This window comes from Sphingobacterium sp. BN32, from assembly GCF_030503615.1.
Taxonomy (GTDB): domain Bacteria; phylum Bacteroidota; class Bacteroidia; order Sphingobacteriales; family Sphingobacteriaceae; genus Sphingobacterium.
The window spans coordinates 4111763-4130795 of sequence record NZ_CP129963.1 but is presented as its reverse complement, the minus strand read 5'-3'; the positions used below and the strand labels follow the sequence as shown (position 1 = coordinate 4130795).

The 19033-nt window shown below is 37.7% G+C and carries 18 protein-coding genes; 17 read left to right on the top strand and 1 reads right to left on the bottom strand.

Features of this window, described 5'->3' with window-relative positions; translation table 11 throughout:
- Positions 1–125: 125 nt before the first annotated feature.
- Positions 126–1220 (bottom strand): lipopolysaccharide assembly protein LapB, encoded by a 1095-nt coding sequence (locus tag QYC40_RS17495; RefSeq protein WP_301991510.1) that lies wholly within the window; start codon positions 1218–1220, stop codon positions 126–128.
- Positions 1221–1417: 197 nt separating this feature from the next.
- Between QYC40_RS17495 and QYC40_RS17490 the strand changes: the two genes are divergently transcribed.
- From QYC40_RS17490 to QYC40_RS17410, 17 genes are all read left to right on the top strand, one after another.
- Positions 1418–2698 (top strand): replication-associated recombination protein A, encoded by a 1281-nt coding sequence (locus QYC40_RS17490; RefSeq protein WP_301991508.1) that lies wholly within the window; start codon positions 1418–1420, stop codon positions 2696–2698.
- Positions 2699–2723: 25 nt separating this feature from the next.
- Positions 2724–3248 carry an exonuclease domain-containing protein gene (locus QYC40_RS17485; protein WP_301991507.1) on the top strand — a complete coding sequence of 175 codons (525 nt, stop codon included), beginning with the start codon at positions 2724–2726 and terminating at the stop codon, positions 3246–3248.
- A 2-nt stretch (positions 3249–3250) separates the two neighbouring features.
- Positions 3251–4240, top strand: coding sequence for a mannose-1-phosphate guanylyltransferase (locus QYC40_RS17480; RefSeq protein ID WP_301991506.1), 990 nt, complete (start codon positions 3251–3253; stop codon positions 4238–4240).
- A gap of 124 nt (positions 4241–4364) precedes the next feature.
- Positions 4365–5150, top strand: a complete 786-nt coding sequence (locus QYC40_RS17475; RefSeq protein ID WP_301991505.1) for a tyrosine-protein phosphatase — start codon at positions 4365–4367, stop codon at positions 5148–5150.
- A 416-nt stretch (positions 5151–5566) separates the two neighbouring features.
- A complete protein-coding gene (locus QYC40_RS17470; RefSeq protein WP_301991504.1) occupies positions 5567–7300 on the top strand; it encodes a lipopolysaccharide assembly protein LapB in 1734 nt (577 codons plus the stop codon).
- A 198-nt stretch (positions 7301–7498) separates the two neighbouring features.
- Positions 7499–8005, top strand: coding sequence for a hypothetical protein (locus QYC40_RS17465; RefSeq protein ID WP_301991503.1), 507 nt, complete (start codon positions 7499–7501; stop codon positions 8003–8005).
- A 192-nt stretch (positions 8006–8197) separates the two neighbouring features.
- A complete protein-coding gene (locus QYC40_RS17460; protein WP_301991502.1) occupies positions 8198–8716 on the top strand; it encodes a winged helix-turn-helix domain-containing protein in 519 nt (172 codons plus the stop codon).
- Between the two features lie 25 nt (positions 8717–8741).
- A complete protein-coding gene (locus QYC40_RS17455) occupies positions 8742–9590 on the top strand; it encodes a nucleotide sugar dehydrogenase (protein ID WP_301991501.1) in 849 nt (282 codons plus the stop codon).
- 551 nt (positions 9591–10141) lie between these two features.
- Complete coding sequence (locus QYC40_RS17450) at positions 10142–10639, top strand: adenylyltransferase/cytidyltransferase family protein (RefSeq protein WP_301991500.1); 498 nt, start codon at positions 10142–10144, stop codon at positions 10637–10639.
- Between the two features lie 15 nt (positions 10640–10654).
- Positions 10655–12064: a nucleotide sugar dehydrogenase gene (locus QYC40_RS17445; RefSeq protein WP_301991499.1), complete on the top strand. Its 1410-nt coding sequence runs from the start codon at positions 10655–10657 to the stop codon at positions 12062–12064.
- Positions 12065–12142: 78 nt separating this feature from the next.
- Positions 12143–13198, top strand: a complete 1056-nt coding sequence (rfbB, locus tag QYC40_RS17440; RefSeq protein ID WP_301991497.1) for a dTDP-glucose 4,6-dehydratase — start codon at positions 12143–12145, stop codon at positions 13196–13198.
- Between the two features lie 13 nt (positions 13199–13211).
- Positions 13212–13760: a dTDP-4-dehydrorhamnose 3,5-epimerase gene (rfbC, locus tag QYC40_RS17435; RefSeq protein WP_301991496.1), complete on the top strand. Its 549-nt coding sequence runs from the start codon at positions 13212–13214 to the stop codon at positions 13758–13760.
- A complete protein-coding gene (gene rfbD, locus QYC40_RS17430; RefSeq protein ID WP_301991495.1) occupies positions 13757–14608 on the top strand; it encodes a dTDP-4-dehydrorhamnose reductase in 852 nt (283 codons plus the stop codon). The genes rfbC and rfbD overlap by 4 nt, the downstream gene beginning before the upstream one ends.
- A gap of 25 nt (positions 14609–14633) precedes the next feature.
- Positions 14634–15494 (top strand): glucose-1-phosphate thymidylyltransferase RfbA, encoded by an 861-nt coding sequence (rfbA, locus tag QYC40_RS17425; protein ID WP_301991494.1) that lies wholly within the window; start codon positions 14634–14636, stop codon positions 15492–15494.
- Between the two features lie 9 nt (positions 15495–15503).
- Positions 15504–16625, top strand: a complete 1122-nt coding sequence (wecB, locus tag QYC40_RS17420) for a non-hydrolyzing UDP-N-acetylglucosamine 2-epimerase (protein WP_301991493.1) — start codon at positions 15504–15506, stop codon at positions 16623–16625.
- Between the two features lie 7 nt (positions 16626–16632).
- Positions 16633–17931 (top strand): oligosaccharide flippase family protein, encoded by a 1299-nt coding sequence (locus tag QYC40_RS17415; protein ID WP_301991492.1) that lies wholly within the window; start codon positions 16633–16635, stop codon positions 17929–17931.
- Positions 17932–19032 carry a glycosyltransferase gene (locus QYC40_RS17410; RefSeq protein WP_301991491.1) on the top strand — a complete coding sequence of 367 codons (1101 nt, stop codon included), beginning with the start codon at positions 17932–17934 and terminating at the stop codon, positions 19030–19032.
- Position 19033 lies beyond the last annotated feature (1 nt).

Here is a 19033-nt window from a genome sequence, read left to right as displayed (position 1 = left end):
ATAGCTTGGCTATCGCCGCTGAAAACTGAGATATCTTTCTTTTTTTTGAGGAATATCAGTAAGGGGGGTGATTCCAATCCTTTGAAAATAGCCTTTTTTCAGAAAAAAAATATATGGTTAGATTCTTAAAATAGTTCTCTGCGCAGTTTCCAATATTGAAATAGATGCTCTGCAGCATCCTCATAATTCCCCATAATCATATCAATCTCCCCCAGTTTATCATGAATAGCCAGCTGCAATACTTTGTTATTCTCCTGGTCAGCAAGTATTTTCGCATGCTCTAGCTCTGATTTTGCTACACTATAGTTCTGTTGTATGAATTTCGAATAGCCGAGCATATACTCAATCTCCGGCAGGTCCATTTTAAAATTACGGGCTTTGGCAAGCTCGCGCGCCTGAATCAAGAACCATTGCGCCTCGGTATGCTTATTCTGGATCTGATATATTTTTGCTAACTGAATCCAAGCTTTTGTTTTGCCTTGCGGATCCTTGCTCTTATTGTAAAGCGGGATGGCGCGACGTATGATGCTGTTCTCGGCCGCCTTATATTCCTTTTGGTATGCACGGATCAACGCTACACGAACGAGCGAATTCGCTTGATCGACATTACTTTTGTTGTTGAGTGCCTGTTGTAGGTATCGCTCTTGCAGCGCATCAGCATCAGCGTAGCTGCCCTGATATAAATGCGCATTTGAAAGATTAAACTGAACAACGCTCGCCTCCTCACGCAACTCGGTATGCTGAACTAGAGCTAACGCGTCGCCCAACAAGCTTATCGCTTTTTTTATGTCTTTTTGCTTGATGGCTTCCAGCGCATACTGATTCGTTAAGCCAACGGCAAGACGCGTATTGTTGTTCTTCTTTAAAGAATTGATAAGCTCAGTCCATTTTTCCGGGCTGCTGGGATAAGGGTCGAATTGTTGCTTGATATAGGACGCATTGGAAGTTAATTGAAACTCCTCCACCAGATTTTGATGGTCCAGCTCCCGGGCAATCGAATCATAGAAACTCTTTTTCTCCTGATAAGAGTCTACTAAAACTTCTTCTTTGGTTCTGGGTGCAGGTAACACATACACCTCAGGGCCAACGCCTTTGAACTTGGGGTTGTACTTTGTAACAAAGCCCGCAGGATCCAATACCTCACTATCACTCTGGGCTTTCAGCCCGCTCATCAAAATTATTAGCCCTAGGGCCAATAGCACACGCACTTTGTTAAACATCCTTTAAATTGCTTTTTTCAAAATTATCAATTCTATTTAGATTTCATAATTTGAACTGTTAATTAAACGTCAGATTCCTAAAATATTAAAGTAACTTTCTTGGATATAGTAAAACTTTAGCCACATTTTGGCCTATATACTCCGGGACGATTACTAAACATTGCCTTTACCAGCAAAATTCAATAGTTTTGTTTTCTATGACAACAAGGATCCCATTAGCTGAACGTATGCGCCCTAAATCTATTGAAGATTATGTGGGACAAAAGCATATTATTGGCGAAGGGGCTGTTTTAAGGAACGCTATTGAGCAGCAGGTTATACCATCGATGATCTTTTGGGGGCCGCCTGGGGTGGGTAAAACAACCTTAGCGCTCTTAGTGGCGAAGGCTTTGGAGCGACCTTTCTACAGCTTGAGCGCGATTCAATCGGGCGTAAAGGATGTTAGGGAGGTTATAGAAAAGGCCGAGCAGCTTAAGCAGTTCAATCAGGAACAACCTATACTTTTCATCGACGAGATACATCGATTCTCCAAATCACAGCAAGATTCCCTTTTGGGTGCCGTGGAGCGAGGGACTGTCACATTAATTGGTGCAACGACAGAAAACCCTTCGTTCGAGGTGATTTCGGCTTTACTTTCCCGATGCCAGGTCTATGTGCTGGAAGAATTGACAAAAGAAGATCTGGTGCACATCGTTGATAAGGCGCTTGCGGAGGATGAGTATCTAAAGGGAGAGTCCATTAAAATTGAAGAATACGAAGCCTTGCTTCAGCTGTCAGCAGGAGATGCTAGGAAGCTATTGAACATCTTAGAATTGGTGAGTCAAGCCGCCATACATTCGCAGCAACCGGTCACTAACGACTTCGTTGCCCGACATGTGCAGCAAAATAGAATCCGTTATGACAAGTCCGGTGAGCAGCATTATGATATCATTTCGGCGTTTATAAAATCTATTCGGGGCTCGGATCCCAATGCTGCGGTCTATTGGTTAGCGCGTATGATTGAAGGAGGGGAAGATCCTAAATTTATTGCTCGACGCCTATTAATCTTAGCGTCGGAGGATATCGGGAATGCGAATCCGAATGCCTTGCTTTTGGCGAATAACTGCTTTCAAGCCGTTAACGTTATTGGCTGGCCGGAGTCCAGGATCATTCTTTCGCAAACCGTAACCTATTTGGCGAGTTCTGCGAAAAGCAATGCCGCCTATGAAGCGATCAACAAAGCGCAAGCCATGGTGAAGCAGACCGGGAATCTGTCCATCCCCCTGCATTTGAGAAATGCGCCAACAAAATTGATGAAAGAGTTGGATTATGGCACTGACTATAAGTATGCTCACGCCTTTTCAGGAAACTTTGTTGATCAAGAATATATGCCCGATCAGCTGCGAGGGGTTAAACTTTATGAGCCGGGAAAAAATGCGGCCGAAGAGAAGATGCGACAGTCCTTGAAGGAACGTTGGAAAGGAAAATATGGGTATTAAATTAAAGGGCGTTTAATAGACGAATATGTCAAATACATTTACAAGTATAGATTTTGAATTAGCAACGTCGAAATATAGTAGCGTTTGTGCAGTGGGCATCGTCAATGTCGTAGATGGGATTATTACTAATGAATTTTATAGTTTAGTAAGACCCCCGGCAAATAAATATATGTGGCAAACTTCCAGAATACATGGCATTAAGTCAAAACATACCGAAAATGCGCCAACTTTTATTGAACTATTTCCCCAGATCAAAGGTTTAATACTGGGACAGGCCATGGTCGCGCACGATGAGTTGCTAGATCGCTCGGTGCTGAAGGAGACCATGGGTTTCTATAATTTATCATACAAGGAATTAAAGCTTCCGCAAATGTGGGAGTGTACCAGTAAAATATATCGTGCCTTAGGTTTTGAAAGAACAAAACTGAGTATCTGTTGCGAAATCATGGGGGTATCGCTGCAACACCACGATGCATTATCAGATGCGCGGGCTACAGCGGAGCTCTATCTGAAGAAAGATCAAGTAAAAAACAATTTAAAAATCGGTTAATCATGAGTAAAATAATAAATGTGGTATTGTCTGGTGGCGTTGGGTCAAGGTTATGGCCGCTTTCCAGAAAAGCAAAACCCAAGCAGTACCTGCCAATTTTTGGTGGTAAGACGCTATTTGAATTAACCGTCGAACGGAACCAACCCTTGGTTTCGAAAGTTACATTGGTAGGGTCCATTCAAAATAAGGATTTGGCAGAACCTTATTTGAGTAAATTCAACAGCGATATTATAGCTGAAGCGGCACCGAGAAATACGGCAGCAGCGATTGCTTTTGCTGCATTTCATGCCGACCCAGATGACATATTGATTGTTACACCATCCGACCACCTCATCGAAGGAGAAGAAGATTATCAACAGGCAATCAATCAAGGTGTTGTGTTTGCTCAGGAGGGATATATTGCCACTTTTGGAATTATCCCGACACGCCCGGAAACAGGTTATGGTTATATCGAACATGAGGGCAATACCGTGTTGGCCTTTCGTGAAAAGCCGAATGAGGAAACTGCACGCGATTTCCTGAAGAAGGGCTCCTTCCTTTGGAATTCCGGAATATTCTGCTTTAAAGCAGGTGTTTTCTTAGAGGAGCTGATGCGTTTCGAGCCTAAACTATATTCTGCAGCTGAAACGGCTTTTGAATATGCGCAAGACTTAGTTCTGGATGAAGAACACTCTTTGCTGATCCCATCCAAGAGTATCGACTATGCCGTTCTGGAGCGTAGTGACCTGATAAAAGTCGTTCCTGCGAAGTTTCGTTGGTCAGATATGGGAGCGTTTGACTCTTTGTTTAGTTATCTTAAGGAAAAGGGGCATCCGGTAGACGAGAATGGCAACATTGTTGTGGGTACAAATAAGCATACGGTCTTTGTGGGTTTATCGAACTGCATGTTGATCAATACAGAGGATGCAGTATTAATTCTCGACAGAAATCGTTCGCAAGATGTTAAACAGGTTTACGAATCATTGGAAAAAGGAAATTCTCTCTTAATTTAATATTTACTGTAGCGTTTATTTTACAGTCGTCGTATTCTATAAATAAGAATTAAAAATTAAATTTACAATGGTTTCACTTTATCCAGTCTACCTGTTTACTCGATAAATACCTTAATTATACGCTATGGGATTTTGGAATAATCTATTCGGAGGAAAAACGAAAAACGAAAAAACGTATCTGAATAAACTTTCTTGGATTACTTGGGATATCCACAATCATTTATTACCTGGGATAGACGATGGAAGTCCGGATGTCGAGCAGTCTTTGGAGTTGATCAAAGGTTTAAAAGATTTAGGGATCCATAAATCGGTATCTACACCACACGTCATGTTTGGTGTTCATAACAACACGCCTGAAACAATTCAGGCTGCGCATCAGTCCTTAACGTCCGCTTTGACGAATAATAATCTTGATTTTGAATTAAAGTATAGCGCTGAGTATATGATTGATGATCAATTGGATTCGATCATCGAAAACGATCAACTGTGTTTGATGCCGAATAAATACGTGTTGATAGAAATGTCATATCTGTCGGAATCGAAAGCTTTATTCACAATTATAAAAAGTTTATTGGAGCGTGGTTTACAGCCTATACTGGCCCATCCCGAACGATATAACTACTATCACAATAACTTCAAGATTTTTGAAGAGATTAAAAATGCAGGCTGTATGTTACAGCTGAATTTACTTTCTATCAGTAAATACTACGGTGAGCACGTAAAGACAGCGGCATTAACATTAATCCGTGCTGGTATGTATGACTTTGTAGGCACTGATATGCACCATACTAGACACTTAGATGCTCTTAAGGGCGTTGTAACGAAGTATGATGTGTGCGAATTGCTGCGCGATTGTCCTATAAAGAATGCGAGCATGTTCGAGGTAGCGCAGGAAAAAAAAATCGCTTAAGGATCGTGAGATAGCCTTAATTTGCTGAAAAACGCAGATTGTGGATTTATGGTAAAAATATAGAGAGCCCGAGAGGCTCTTTTTTCGTTTGATAGATTCTGGCCTTAACGGTTATCAGGAACTCTGAATTCTTAGGTGGTTTCAACGGAAACATAAAAGTTTTTTCTGAATAGGTTTGTTTTCAAAGGCATCAAGAACTTTCATTCCTGTTGCTGTTTCAATGGAAGTATTAAAGATTTGTTAGAAGACTTATTCAGGATCTTCCGTATATTTTCTTTATTTTGTCTGCATGAAGAAGACCATTCTGATCACTGTTGGGGCGGGATTCATTGGATCTCATGTCGCCCGATACTCTTTAAACTGAATCGAAACAAATCCATTTCGTCATTTCAATTTTTTTTGAGAATTTTATAGAAATGTATTTAAAACCGATACTGTTAACCTGTATTCAATTACTGCTCGTCTGCCTCTTAAATTTATCTGGCAAAAATCCCTACGCTCATTTATTGGATATTAGAGGCGAAAAGGCTATGCTGGAAGGCGTGCTGCGGTCTAAAGTACATTTCGGAAGCGACACTTTAGCTATCCATAAAAATTTAGATCCACTTCTTCACTTTGCAATTGAAAAGCATAATTATAAGTTAAAGTGGGCGTATTATATGTTGATGGCCGATGCTTTTTCGATTGCTTTTGATAAACCCAATGATCGAACGGATCGTTATTTCGAACTAGCATTAAATACGATTGCTGACGAGAATGAGGAGGGATTAGAGATGCTGACAAACATTCGTTGGGGCTATTATTATTTTACATACAGAAACTTAGAACGAGCTTTTCCTTACTTTTTAAGAGCAAATGATTTCAATGAACGTGTGTTGTCGGCAACCATTCCCCTGGTTCCTCTTCACTTCGGTTATATGGCAAACTTTTACAGTTACATAGGCGATCATAAAAAAGCAATCGTGTATCTTAAATTGGGTATTCCTTATACCGAAGAGCTGAGCAGGAAGCGGATCGATATGTTCAATGCCGTGGCCGTTTATTTGAAGCGCGATTCTCAGATGTCTGAATCCGAAGATTATTTCAAACATGCGTTAAAAGTTGCAGAAAAGGCGAAAGATTCGGTATGGATAGGAATTATCTCGGGTAATTTGGCCGATTTTGAAAGAAGCAGAGGGAATCTTGATAAGTGTTTGGAGCTGATACAGCGGAATATCACGTATTCGGACAAGTTTAATGAACCTTTAGATGCCATGCGGGCAAATATTGCGATTGCCGATGTCTATATTCAACGAAGGCAATGGAAGGATGCTAAGGAGGCGCTCTACAAGGCGGAAGGTTATGTAGAAGATAAGCCGTACTTTCTGCAATATAAAAAAGACATCGCTAAAGCATTTGCGGATATCGCTCATGGCGAGGGCAATAACCCCAAGGAATTAATCCATCTGCAAGAATATCTCGCGCTCAACGATAGTTTGACAAAACAGTCGAATTATGAAATGATGCAAAAGATTTATTGGCAATGGGAGTCTGAGCGTTATTCGCAAGCGGTTGCAGCGGCGGAGATGAAGAAAGTGCAGGCTCAACAGAAATATCAGCTAATCGGTGTTCTATTGCTTTTAACCTTTGTGATTATTTTATTATTGATAAATCGCGCTAGAAATAAAGAGCGAATCAAATCTACGCTTCTGGAGAAGGAACAATTGCGTTTGGCATTTGAAAAGAATCAAGTGGATCAAGAACTGTTAGTTCTGAGAGATTCGTTGGAAGAGTTTACCAATACAATCAAACAAAATGACGTGACCATCCAGCAATTAAGGTTGGAAGTGAAACATGGTGAGGATCTGGATCCCGCCTATCAAGAGAAAATCAACGATAGTCTGAGTGATATGCTTGAAACACATATCATGACGGATGAGCGTTGGATAAAATTCAAAGAAGTGTTCGATCGCGTGTATCCCGGTTTCCTGATTGGGCAAAAAGCGATATATCCCAAGCTTTCGGAAAATGATTTGAGGCTGTTGGCTTTAATGAAATTGGACCTTAGCAATCGAAGCATGGGGGATCTCCTCGGGGTTTCTATAGAAGCTGTCAAAAAGGCAAAACAAAGACTAAAGAAAAAGCAGGAAATTATAGAAAATCAGGTGTAAAATGAACTACCCGCGAGGTAAGTTTGTTTATCTTGTTGATAAATAGTTTTTTACGAATAAATCCCCCAAAATCGGATAAATAAATTTATGCGATTTGTCCACCTATTGTCCACCCCCCTAAATTACCGAAAATCGATTATTGCGTCTAAATTTGACTTATTCTCCTTTCGAGGATTAATAAAAGCAAATAAGGCCTCAATGAACTATTCATTATTAACTGTAATCATTCTATTAGCTGTTGGATTCTTCTACCTATACCGAAGATTTTCTCACAGCAATTTCGATAAATATGCTGACTTGACGGTGAGCGTATTATTAGACCGGAACAATGGGGATTCTCATTCCCATTACGGATGCATAATTTTTCAACTTCCTAGCTACGGGGAACATGTGAAAGAAGTTGTAATCACGGGTGTGCAAAGCAGCAATAAGCACATCCGTGTAAATGCATTCGAAAAATTAAACTTCTTTGTAACTCCCGGTAAATCTACGGAGAGTGCGATGAGATCTATTGGCTTTTCAATTCACAATATGGCTTTGTTGAATCATAAAGGTCAAAGGGAGAGCGTACTTGTAAAAGGATATGTGATTGATAGGAAAGGAACGAAGAATTTTTTCCTAAAGACTACTTATTATGTCTTACAGGAGTTTTCAGAGGAGAGTTTTACGAATCCATCGGAAAAAATTGAAGGATTAGCAGTATAATCCATTTTTTAGGTTGTTAAGAGCATCGGGCAGTCATGTTACGATGCTTTTTCTATTCGTTATCAGGCAAATGCGAAATCAATCGTTTGCATGCCGCTATATTTTTGTGTTAACATAAGTTTAATACATCGACAAGCTAAACAATTTGTTTTAATCAAAATGTTGAGTACTTTTGTTGCTCAACACTGACACATGTTAGACTCGCTAATTACATCGAAGACCCGATTGAAATTGCTTATCAAATTTTTTGTTTCGGCATCAAATAAGGGCTACTTACGCGGTATTGCAGAAGAGTTTAATGAGTCGACCAATGCGGTAAGAAAAGAACTCAATCAGCTTACAGATGCTGGATACCTAAATCGAAATCAGGAAAACCAAAGAATTTATTATCGAGCAAATACGCAACATCCACTGTTTGATTCGCTTCAGAACCTAGTTAGAAAATATTTAGGGATTGACAAGGCAATTGAATATGTTTTGGAACGCTCGGGCGATATTGAGCAGGTTTGTCTTCTTGGTGATTATGCCAAGGGCGTTGATTCTGGGACAATAGAGGTAATGGTGCTGGGCACAGGCGTAGATGTCGCGTACCTGACGCAGTTGAGAACTAAGATTGAATCCTTATTGGATAAGAAGATTAAAATTTACTTCGAAAAGCCAGAAGAGGTTCAACAGCAGATTATTCTTTTTGAGAAAGAAGATCAAAAGTAAATATAAAGGATTAGTACAAATTCGCATGAGAATTAAAAAGATAGCATGTATTGGAGCTGGATATGTTGGAGGACCAACAATGTCTGTAATTGCTCAAAAGAATCCGGATATACAAGTCACAGTTGTTGACTTAAATGTGGATCGGATAAATGCATGGAACGACGAGAATTTCGAGAACCTGCCGGTATATGAGCCTGGTCTCGATGCGGTTTTTGCAGAAGCGCGAGGTAGAAATCTTTTCTTCTCTACCGACGTTAATAAAGCGATCGTCGATGCCGATATGATTTTTATTTCGGTAAATACGCCGACAAAAACATACGGTAAGGGTAAAGGTCAAGCCGCTGATCTTAAATTTATTGAGTTATGCGCTAGGCAGATTGCGGATGTCGCAACTTCTTCCAAGATCATTGTCGAGAAATCGACCATCCCTGTTCGTACAGCAGCGACGATCAAAAGCATATTAGATCATACAGGAAAAGGCGTGCAGTTCCATGTGCTTTCCAATCCGGAGTTTTTAGCGGAAGGCACCGCTATACAGGATCTTCATAATCCCGATCGTATTTTGATCGGAGGGGAGGATCAGGAAGCCATACTGGCGCTAAAGCAGATCTATGAGGCATGGGTTCCCGGGGAAAGGATCATAACGACTAATCTTTGGTCTTCTGAACTTTCAAAACTGGTTGCAAACGCTTTCCTGGCACAGCGAGTTTCATCCATTAACTCGATATCGGAACTTTGCGAAGTGACAGGAGCCAATGTGGACGAGGTAGCCAACACAATCGGACAGGATGCAAGAATAGGATCTAAATTTTTAACAGCATCGGTTGGGTTTGGGGGCTCGTGTTTTCAAAAGGATTTATTAAATTTAGTATAAATTGCCAGGCTTAATAACCGGAATGAAGTAATTGGTTATTAAGGGTCCGGTAATCAAATTCAGTGCTCCCGAAAAAACTAGATTCGCAGAAAAGATGATGCAATCTATGTTTAATACAGTAAATGGCAAGAAAATTGCTTTTCTGGGGTGGGCGTTAAAAAAACACAAACCATACACGATAATCAACAGCGATTTATACCGCCTATCACCTCCTAGAGGAGCAAGTGCAAATTATCGTGTTTACTAGAAGTACAAAAACATCAGATATACAAGGGCTTAAACTTTTAAAAACTCGCTCCCAACATGAAATAAAGAATTTTTGAAAGAAATTGTTAATCCTACGAAGTTCGCCAAGATGCACACGGTATAGCAATTTTTACAAAATTGGATGAATTTGAATACTATGGTTGGATGAAAATTAAGGGCATTATGAAAAAGCCTGCTTTTTTTGGATGGGGAAAGTTGTTGCATAGGAAAGAGCAGAAAGGTTTAGATTTTGTCTATTATGCTATTGGAGAATAATTGATCCTTAACGCTTAATGATAAATACTATGAAAGAAATAGAAAAAAGTGAGCAAGCAAATTTTGCTGCAAAACGTCACGATTATAATCCTGGACCTCGCGTAGGTATCACTTTTAGTACGTTCGATTTATTACACGCAGGGCACATCATGATGCTAGCGGAAGCCAAGCGACAATGTGATTATTTGATCTGCGGTCTGCAAATGGATCCTACTTTGGATAGACCAGAGAAAAATGCTCCAACACAAACCGTAGTCGAAAGATATATTCAACTAAGAGGATGTGTTTATGTTGATGAGATCGTTCCTTACTCTACGGAGCAAGACTTAGAAGATATTTTAAAATCTTTTAAGCTGGATGTTCGTATCGTTGGGGATGAATATAAAGATCGTGATTTTACAGGAAGAAAATACTGTGAAGAGAAAGGAATCGAGCTATATTTCAACAGCAGAGATCATCGATTTTCGAGCTCGGGATTGAGAAAGATCGTGGCAGATAAGGAAAATCAGAAAAACGGAAATAAATAAATAAGTAATTACTGAATGAACTACCCAAAAGAACAAATTGCAGTGATAGGATTAGGCTATGTGGGCTTACCCTTAGCTTTGGAATTTGCAAAAAAATTCTGGGTAATTGGTTTTGATATTAATGCCAAGCGTATTAATCAATTAAGCAACGGTATTGATGAAACGTTGGAGGTCGATTTTAAAGAATATCAAGAGCTTCTAAGCACAAATAAGACAATAGATAATCATTCATCAAATGGTTTAATATTAACTTCAGATTTTGAGGAGATTAAGCAGGCTTCTATTTATATTATTACGGTCCCAACACCTATAGATAGTTTTAATGTGCCCAATTTGACCCCTTTATTGAAGGCGAGTAAAATGGTGGCAAGCTGTTTGAAGAAAGGAGATCTGGTAATATATGAGTCTACGGTCTATCCGGGATGTACAGAAGAGGAATGTGTGCCCTTATTGGAGAAATATTCTGGACTGCGATATAATCAGGATTTCTTTGTGGGTTATTCTCCGGAACGGATTAATCCAGGGGATAAGGTGAATACCTTAGTGAATGTAAAGAAATTGACATCGGGTTCTACGAAAGAAGCCGCAGTACGTGTAGATGCATTGTATAAGCAAATCATTACCGCGGGAACTTATTTAACGGATTCCATAAAAATTGCAGAAGCAGCTAAGGCGATTGAGAATGCCCAAAGGGATGTCAATATCTCCTTTGTCAATGAACTAGCATTAATATTCGACCGTCTAGGAATTGACACACAGGATGTATTGGATGCCGCTTCCACCAAATATAATTTCTTGCACTTTAAGCCGGGTTTGGTAGGCGGGCATTGTATCTCAGTGGATCCTTTCTACTTAGCGCATAAAGCATCTCAGGTAGGTTATCAGCCGAATGTGATTCTTTCTGGTCGTCGAGTTAATGAACAAATGGCAAGTTTCGTGGCTTCCAAGGTGGTGAAGTTAATGACCGCTAAGGATATAGTGATAAAAGGTTCGAAAGCTTTGATTCTTGGAGTTACCTTCAAGGAAAACTGTCCAGACATTCGCAATTCTAAGGTGGTGGAAATTTATAAAGAATTACAAGATTATGGCGTTCAGGTGGATGTCTATGATCCATGGGCAAAAAAAGAGCAGGTTGCTAAACAATATGATATCGACTTGATTCAGATTTTACATGCAAATGAGCCTGCTATTAAAAAAAATAATCTACAACAAAGAAAGATAGGGTCTACACAGAATGGATTGGGAATTCTGGAAGAGATTTTGAAATCAGAAAGGGCAAATGCTATACATTATGATGCAGTAATATTAGCTGTTGCTCATCAGGAATTTCGTAACATGAACATCAAGAGCCTAATGAAGGATAATTGTGTCCTATTTGATATTAAAGGTGTTTTGGAGCGGAATTTGGTGGATGCTCGATTATAATCAATGTCTAAATTAAAATATAATATTAATTTAAAATATAAGCAATAAACGTTTATAAAAACGCTAAATGAAAAGGAAATGGAAAAAACAATTTTAATTACTGGTGGCGCTGGATTTATTGGCTCACATGTAGTCCGGGAATTTGTGAAAAAATATCCGAATTACAAGATCGTTAACTTGGATGCTCTGACTTATGCAGGTAACTTAGAAAACCTAATTGATATACAAGACGAACCTAATTATACATTTGTTAAAGCGGATATTGTTGATGCAGACGCCATAACTGATGTATTTGAAACCTATAAACCAGATGGAGTGATTCATTTAGCTGCGGAATCGCATGTGGATCGTTCCATTACCAATCCTACGGCATTTGTTATGACCAATGTGATTGGAACTGTTAATCTTCTGAATGCGGCGAAAAAATTGTGGAAGGATAATTTTGAAGGAAAGTTATTCCACCACGTATCCACTGATGAGGTATATGGAACTTTAGGGGAAACTGGTTTATTTGAGGAGACTACCGCATATGATCCACATTCTCCTTATTCAGCTTCTAAGGCATCTTCTGATCATTTTGTTCGTGCTTATCACGATACCTATGGCATGCCTGTGGTATTAACCAACTGTTCGAATAATTATGGTCCAAACCACTTTCCAGAAAAGTTAATTCCCTTATGTATCCACAATATCTTAAATAATAAACCGCTTCCAATTTATGGAGATGGGAAATTCACACGCGATTGGTTATTTGTAAAAGACCATGCACGTGCTATTGATTTGGTTTTCCACCAAGGTAAAGTAGGTGATTCCTATAATGTTGGTGGGTTCAACGAATGGCAAAATATAGATTTGGTGAAGGAATTGTGTAAGCAAATGGATGAGAAATTGGGTCGTGAAGCTGGTACATCCGCACAATTAATCACCTTTGTCAAAGATAGACCAGGTCATGATTTGCGTTACGCCATTGATGCGACAAAAATCAATCAGGAATTGGGCTATCAGCCATCTGTAACATTCGAACAAGGATTATCAGAGACTATTGATTGGTTCTTGAACAATGAAGAGTGGTTAAATAACGTGACTTCAGGCGATTATCAGAAATACTACGAAGGACAATACCATAAAAATTAAAATAACCTAGAAGATGAAAGTTACAGAAACAAAATTAGCGGGTTGTTTTATTTTGGAACCCGCAGTATTTGGAGATAGCCGTGGTTATTTCTTCGAGAGTTTTAATGAGGCTACCTTTAATAAATTAACTGGTACAGAAACGAAATTTGTTCAGGATAATCAATCTTACTCTACGCGAGGTGTTTTACGTGGTCTACATGCACAAGGAGGAGAACATGCACAAGCCAAATTAGTTCGCGTTTTAGAAGGCGAAGTAATTGATGTGGCGGTTGATGTGCGTCAGGGATCCCCTACCTACGGTCAATACGTTGCGGTAAAACTAAGTGCCGAGAATAAATTACAGTTGTTCATTCCACGCGGATTTCTGCATGGCTTTGCTGTGTTAAGTGAAACAGCAACCTTCTTTTATAAATGCGATAATTTCTATAATAAGGAATCAGAATGTGGTATACATCCATTTGATGCCGATGTTGCCGTAGATTGGGAATTACCTTTGGAAGAAATTCAACTTTCCGATAAAGATAAGCAGGCACCTAGCTTTAAGGAGGTTTTTGGACAATGAAAATCGTCATCACAGGAAGTAATGGACAACTAGGTTCCGAACTTCAAGAGATATTAAAATCTCATTCGGATAAAGATTGTGTTTTCTTGGATCGTAGTCAATTACCTTTGGATGAGCCTGCTAAAATTGGCGAAGTATTAGCTAATCTAGATCCAGATGTTATCATCCATGCAGCAGCTTATACCGCAGTTGATAAGGCGGAATCAGAGGAAACATTAGCCGATACCGTAAATCACCTAGCATCTGCTGAAATTGCCAAATATGCTGCAGCAAATAAGGTGAAATTAATCGCTGTATCCACCGATTATGTTTTTGATGGAACATCTTCCCAAGCTTTAAAGGAGGACGCTGCAGTCGATCCAATCAATGTATATGGCTTAAGTAAGCTGCGTGGGGAAGAGGCAATTCAACGTATAGAACCTAATGCCATTATCATACGTACATCTTGGGTATATTCCACCTATGGTAATAACTTTGTGAAGACCATGATCCGTCTAATGACTGAGCGTGAGGAAATTTCCGTGATTAATGATCAAGTGGGTTCACCGACCTATGCATACGATTTGGCCAATGCCATTGTTTCTATTATCGAATCCAAGGATTGGAAGCCTGGAATTTACCATTACAGTAATGAAGGGGAAATCAGTTGGTTTGATTTTGCATCAGCCATCAAAGAAATAAAGCAGTTTGGTTGTAAAATTAATGCCATTCCAACAACCGCATACCCAACCCCAGCAAAGCGACCAAAATTTTCCTTACTTGATAAAAGCAAGATTAAGTCCGATTATAACTTGCAAATCCCGGAATGGAGAGCAAGCTTGGAATTGATGATTTCAAAATTAAACTAACTATAAGAACGAAATAAAACATAAGATGAAAGGAATTATTTTAGCAGGAGGATCTGGTACCAGATTACATCCATTAACATTAGCGGTTTCTAAACAATTAATGCCGGTTTACGATAAGCCGATGATATATTATCCCCTATCGACCTTAATGTTGGCGGGTATAAAAGAAATCTTGATTATTTCTACACCAGATGATCTTCCTAATTTCAAGAAATTATTAGGAGATGGTTCCAGAATTGGATGTAAATTCTCTTATATAGAGCAGCCCTCGCCTGATGGCCTAGCGCAAGCCTTTATCTTGGGTGAAGAATTTATTGGTGACGATAAAGTAGCCTTGATCCTAGGCGATAATATCTTTTATGGTTCAGGCATGTCCAAATTGTTGCAATCTTGTGCTGATCCTGATGGTGGTTATGTTTTTGCCTACCCAGTTCATGATCCAGAGCGTTACGGTGTAGTGGAATTTGATGGCGATAAAAAGGTGGTTTCCATAGAGGAGAAACCAAAAGAACCAAAATCAAATTATGCGGTTCCCGGATTGTATTTTTACGATAATGAGGTTGTGCAAATTGCAAAGAATATTAAACCCTCTCATCGAGGCGAGTTAGAGATTACGGACGTGAATAAGGAATATTTGAAGCAAGGTAAATTAAAGGTTGGTGTTTTTGATCGTGGGACAGCTTGGTTAGATACCGGTACCATTCAATCCCTTATGCAAGCAGGCCAATTTGTTCAAGTCATTGAAGAACGTCAAGGAATGAAAATTGGCGCAATTGAAGAAATCGCTTATCGTATGGGCTATATTGACGCTGATCAATTAAAAGCTATTGCAGAGCCATTAAGGAAGAGTGGTTATGGAGAGTATTTAATTAAAGTGTGCAAATAATAAAATATTATGGAAAAGAAAAGGAATTTGATCATATTTGGAACCAGGCCTGAGGCGATAAAAATGGCACCGCTAGCGAATTTATTTCAGAATGACGATCGTTTTATTACTAAAGTATGTGTGACTGCACAGCATCGTGAGATGTTGGACCAAGTTTTGGATTTTTTTCAGGTAAAACCAGATTTTGATTTGAACTTAATGAAACCAAATCAAAATCTTTATTCCCTAACTGCGGATATTATCACAGAATTAAAACCAGTTTTAGAAGATTTCAAACCTGATTATGTGTATGTACATGGTGATACAAGTACCACAATGGCGGCAAGTATTGCTGCTTTCTATTCTGGTGCTAAAGTTTGCCACGTTGAAGCGGGTTTAAGAACACATAATAAAAGAGCGCCATTTCCGGAAGAAATCAATAGGCAGGTAACAGGAAGAATAGCTGATTACCATTTTGCACCGACTGAAAAAGCAGAAGAGAATTTATTAAATGAGGGAATTCAAGTAGAGAATATTTTGGTTACTGGAAATACAGTTATTGATGCACTCTTAGAAAGTGCTGATCGTGTAATTGATTTTGAAAATGATGAAATAAAGCAACTCAAACAGATCGTAAATCCTAATAAAAAAATGATTTTAGTCACTGGACATCGAAGAGAAAACCATGGACAAGGATTTATTAATATTTGTGAAGCATTGAAAACAATTGCTGAAAATAATTCGGATGTTCAAATAATTTATCCAGTTCACCTAAATCCAAATGTAAAAGGACCTGTATATGAGATTCTTTCAAATGTAGAAAATATCTATCTTATAGATCCATTAGCATATCCGGCTTTTGTTTGGTTGATGGGACAATCCTATTTAATTATTACAGACTCTGGAGGCGTTCAAGAAGAAGCACCAAGTCTGGGTAAACCTGTCTTGGTCATGCGGGAAACGACCGAAAGACCTGAAGCTGTTGATGCCGGAACTGTTATTTTAGTAGCTACAGATAAGAATAAAATTATTAAAGAGGCAGATGAACTTCTGAATAATTCGAATAGATATCAAGCAATGAGTGAATTGCATAATCCTTATGGCGATGGAAAGGCTTGTCGTCGTATTGTTGAATTTATAGCCTCCCTTTAATATTCGAATGAGTATTAAAGATAAGATAAATAGTATACTATCCTCCGATGTGAATAGGAGGATGTTTACCCATAGTTTTTGGATTTTATTAGGAAATGTAATTTCTAAGTTTGTCTTATTAATTGCTACTATCTTAATGGCTAGGTATTTAGGTAAAGAAGAATATGGCCAATTCGGTATTATTAAATCAACTATTCTGATGTTTGCTGTTTTTGCAGGAATGGAGCTTGGAATGACTGCAACTAAATATATTTCACAATATAAATCAACAGATAAACAAAAAGTTGAAAGAATTATTGGGATTTCTAATTTGTTTTCTATTGTTATTAGTTTATTGATTTCTGCAGGTGTTTATTTGTTTTCATCGGAAATTGCTAAACAAATAAATGCACCTCATTTATCATTGGAAATTAAAATAAGTTCTTTTATTTTGTTTTTTTCCTCTTTGAATGGTATTCAGAACGGTATTTTAGCAGGGATTGAAAAATTTAAAAATCTATCTTTTAATAATGCAATTGCTGGTGTGATATCTTCAGTTGGTTTGATATTAGCTTCTAATTTCTTTTCATTGGCTATAGTCGTTTTAGCATTTGGATTAAACTATGTTCTTGTATTTTTATTAAATTATATTTCTCTCAAAAAACAATTCTATTCAGAGTTTAAGGTGAAAATCTTAAACAAGGATAATTTTAATGAAATTGATGTTTTATGGAAATTTAGTCTTCCTGCAATTTTAGCAGGATTAATGATAGGCCCAGTTACTTGGTTTTGCAATTATTTATTAGTGAATCAACCTAATGGTTATAATGAAATGGCAAATTTTGATATTGCAAGCCAATGGAGGAACACTATATTGTTTATTCCTGCGGCACTATCCCAAATTGCCTTACCATTACTAGCCTCAAATTTAAATGATAAGGAAGCTTATAAGCTCGTTTTTAATAAAAATTTGAAAATAAACTTGATTATTGGATTTTCGTTAGTGATTGTTTTTGTATTAGCATCACCTTTAATAACTTTTATATACGGTGAGAAATATCAGGATGCATTATTTCCTATGATATTAATGTTTATTACTACAGGATTTATTACAATAAATAATGTTATTGGTCAAGCAATAGCAAGTCAAGGGAAAATGTGGTTAGGGTTTTATGTTAATTTAATTTGGGCTATCCTACTTACCCTATTGGCTTATATTTTTATAGTAGTTTATAATTGGGGTGCAATTGGATTATGTGGTGCTTATTTAATAAGTTATATGGCTCATTCTTTAATTCAGTTTTTATACATAAAAAGATATATTTAAATGAAAGTTGCATATTGTATTCGTAAGGATTATCAAACTAGAGGTGGTGGGGATGTAGTTCAAATGTTGATGACAAAAAAGTATTTGGAGAAAATAAAGCCAGATATACAAATTAATATAGTTTCTGAACCAAGTGATTTAACTAATGACTATGATCTATGTCATATTTTTAACTTTTCAACTTTTTCTGAAACTAGCTTATTCTTTGAAAAGGCTCAATTACATAAAATTAAAATTGCCTCCTCTCCTATATATTGGGATTATAATATAACCGCGTATCAGTATTTTAGTAGGTTGAATTTTTTTAAAATTTCTGAAAACATCCTAAATATTGAGATATTCATACTTAAACTTTTACAAAAATTTTATCCAATTTCTAAATTAACTTCTCCTAAGTTTTCAAGGTTATGTAAGAATTTTTTAGAAAATAGTGATGTTGTTTTACCAAACTCAATTGAAGAATATGATTTACTTTTAAAATTTGTTAAGGAGAAAGATAGGAATACCTATAATTATCAAATTGTCTTTAATGCAACTGAAATTGGCGGCGTTAAATTAAGTTCGACATTTAGTCAAAAATATAATTTACCAGAGAATTTTTTGTTACAAGTTGGCCGCATTGAGCCTATTAAGAATCAATTGAGTGTTTTAAAGGCTTTATTGTATGATAATACGATACCTATAGTTTTTTTAGGAAAGGTTTTTGTTCCAGAATATTATGAAGAATTAAAAAAAATGGCTGAAAAAAGAGGAAATGTTTTCTTTGTACAAGAAGTTCCTTATGAAGATGTATTTGACTTTTATGCTAATGCACATTCACATATTTTACCTTCATTAAGAGAATCTCCTGGATTGGTTTCGTTAGAAGCATATTCACAAAATTGTAATATTATTTGTTCAGAGTATCCATTTAGTCCTTATAATACATATTTTTCGAAAATTGCAATTTCAATAAATCCACTTGACTTACAGTCAATTCGTACTGCAGTAATGAATAGTTTTGCTCATACAAAAAAAACGAACAATATGGAAATTTTGAAAACCTTCAGTTGGGAAAATACAGCAAAAACAACACTTGAAGCATATAATTCTATACTTTAAG

Bases quoted from the DNA above. Each gene is read 5' to 3' on its own strand.
- QYC40_RS17495 (WP_301991510.1), bottom strand. From the start codon at position 1,220: ATGTTTAACAAAGTGCGTGTGCTATTGGCCCTAGGGCTAATAATTTTG.
- QYC40_RS17490 (WP_301991508.1), top strand. From the start codon at position 1,418: ATGACAACAAGGATCCCATTAGCTGAACGTATGCGCCCTAAATCTATT.
- QYC40_RS17485 (WP_301991507.1), top strand. From the start codon at position 2,724: ATGTCAAATACATTTACAAGTATAGATTTTGAATTAGCAACGTCGAAA.
- QYC40_RS17480 (WP_301991506.1), top strand. From the start codon at position 3,251: ATGAGTAAAATAATAAATGTGGTATTGTCTGGTGGCGTTGGGTCAAGG.
- QYC40_RS17475 (WP_301991505.1), top strand. From the start codon at position 4,365: ATGGGATTTTGGAATAATCTATTCGGAGGAAAAACGAAAAACGAAAAA.
- QYC40_RS17470 (WP_301991504.1), top strand. From the start codon at position 5,567: ATGTATTTAAAACCGATACTGTTAACCTGTATTCAATTACTGCTCGTC.
- QYC40_RS17465 (WP_301991503.1), top strand. From the start codon at position 7,499: ATGAACTATTCATTATTAACTGTAATCATTCTATTAGCTGTTGGATTC.
- QYC40_RS17460 (WP_301991502.1), top strand. From the start codon at position 8,198: ATGTTAGACTCGCTAATTACATCGAAGACCCGATTGAAATTGCTTATC.
- QYC40_RS17455 (WP_301991501.1), top strand. From the start codon at position 8,742: ATGAGAATTAAAAAGATAGCATGTATTGGAGCTGGATATGTTGGAGGA.
- QYC40_RS17450 (WP_301991500.1), top strand. From the start codon at position 10,142: ATGAAAGAAATAGAAAAAAGTGAGCAAGCAAATTTTGCTGCAAAACGT.
- QYC40_RS17445 (WP_301991499.1), top strand. From the start codon at position 10,655: ATGAACTACCCAAAAGAACAAATTGCAGTGATAGGATTAGGCTATGTG.
- rfbB (WP_301991497.1), top strand. From the start codon at position 12,143: ATGGAAAAAACAATTTTAATTACTGGTGGCGCTGGATTTATTGGCTCA.
- rfbC (WP_301991496.1), top strand. From the start codon at position 13,212: ATGAAAGTTACAGAAACAAAATTAGCGGGTTGTTTTATTTTGGAACCC.
- rfbD (WP_301991495.1), top strand. From the start codon at position 13,757: ATGAAAATCGTCATCACAGGAAGTAATGGACAACTAGGTTCCGAACTT.
- rfbA (WP_301991494.1), top strand. From the start codon at position 14,634: ATGAAAGGAATTATTTTAGCAGGAGGATCTGGTACCAGATTACATCCA.
- wecB (WP_301991493.1), top strand. From the start codon at position 15,504: ATGGAAAAGAAAAGGAATTTGATCATATTTGGAACCAGGCCTGAGGCG.
- QYC40_RS17415 (WP_301991492.1), top strand. From the start codon at position 16,633: ATGAGTATTAAAGATAAGATAAATAGTATACTATCCTCCGATGTGAAT.
- QYC40_RS17410 (WP_301991491.1), top strand. From the start codon at position 17,932: ATGAAAGTTGCATATTGTATTCGTAAGGATTATCAAACTAGAGGTGGT.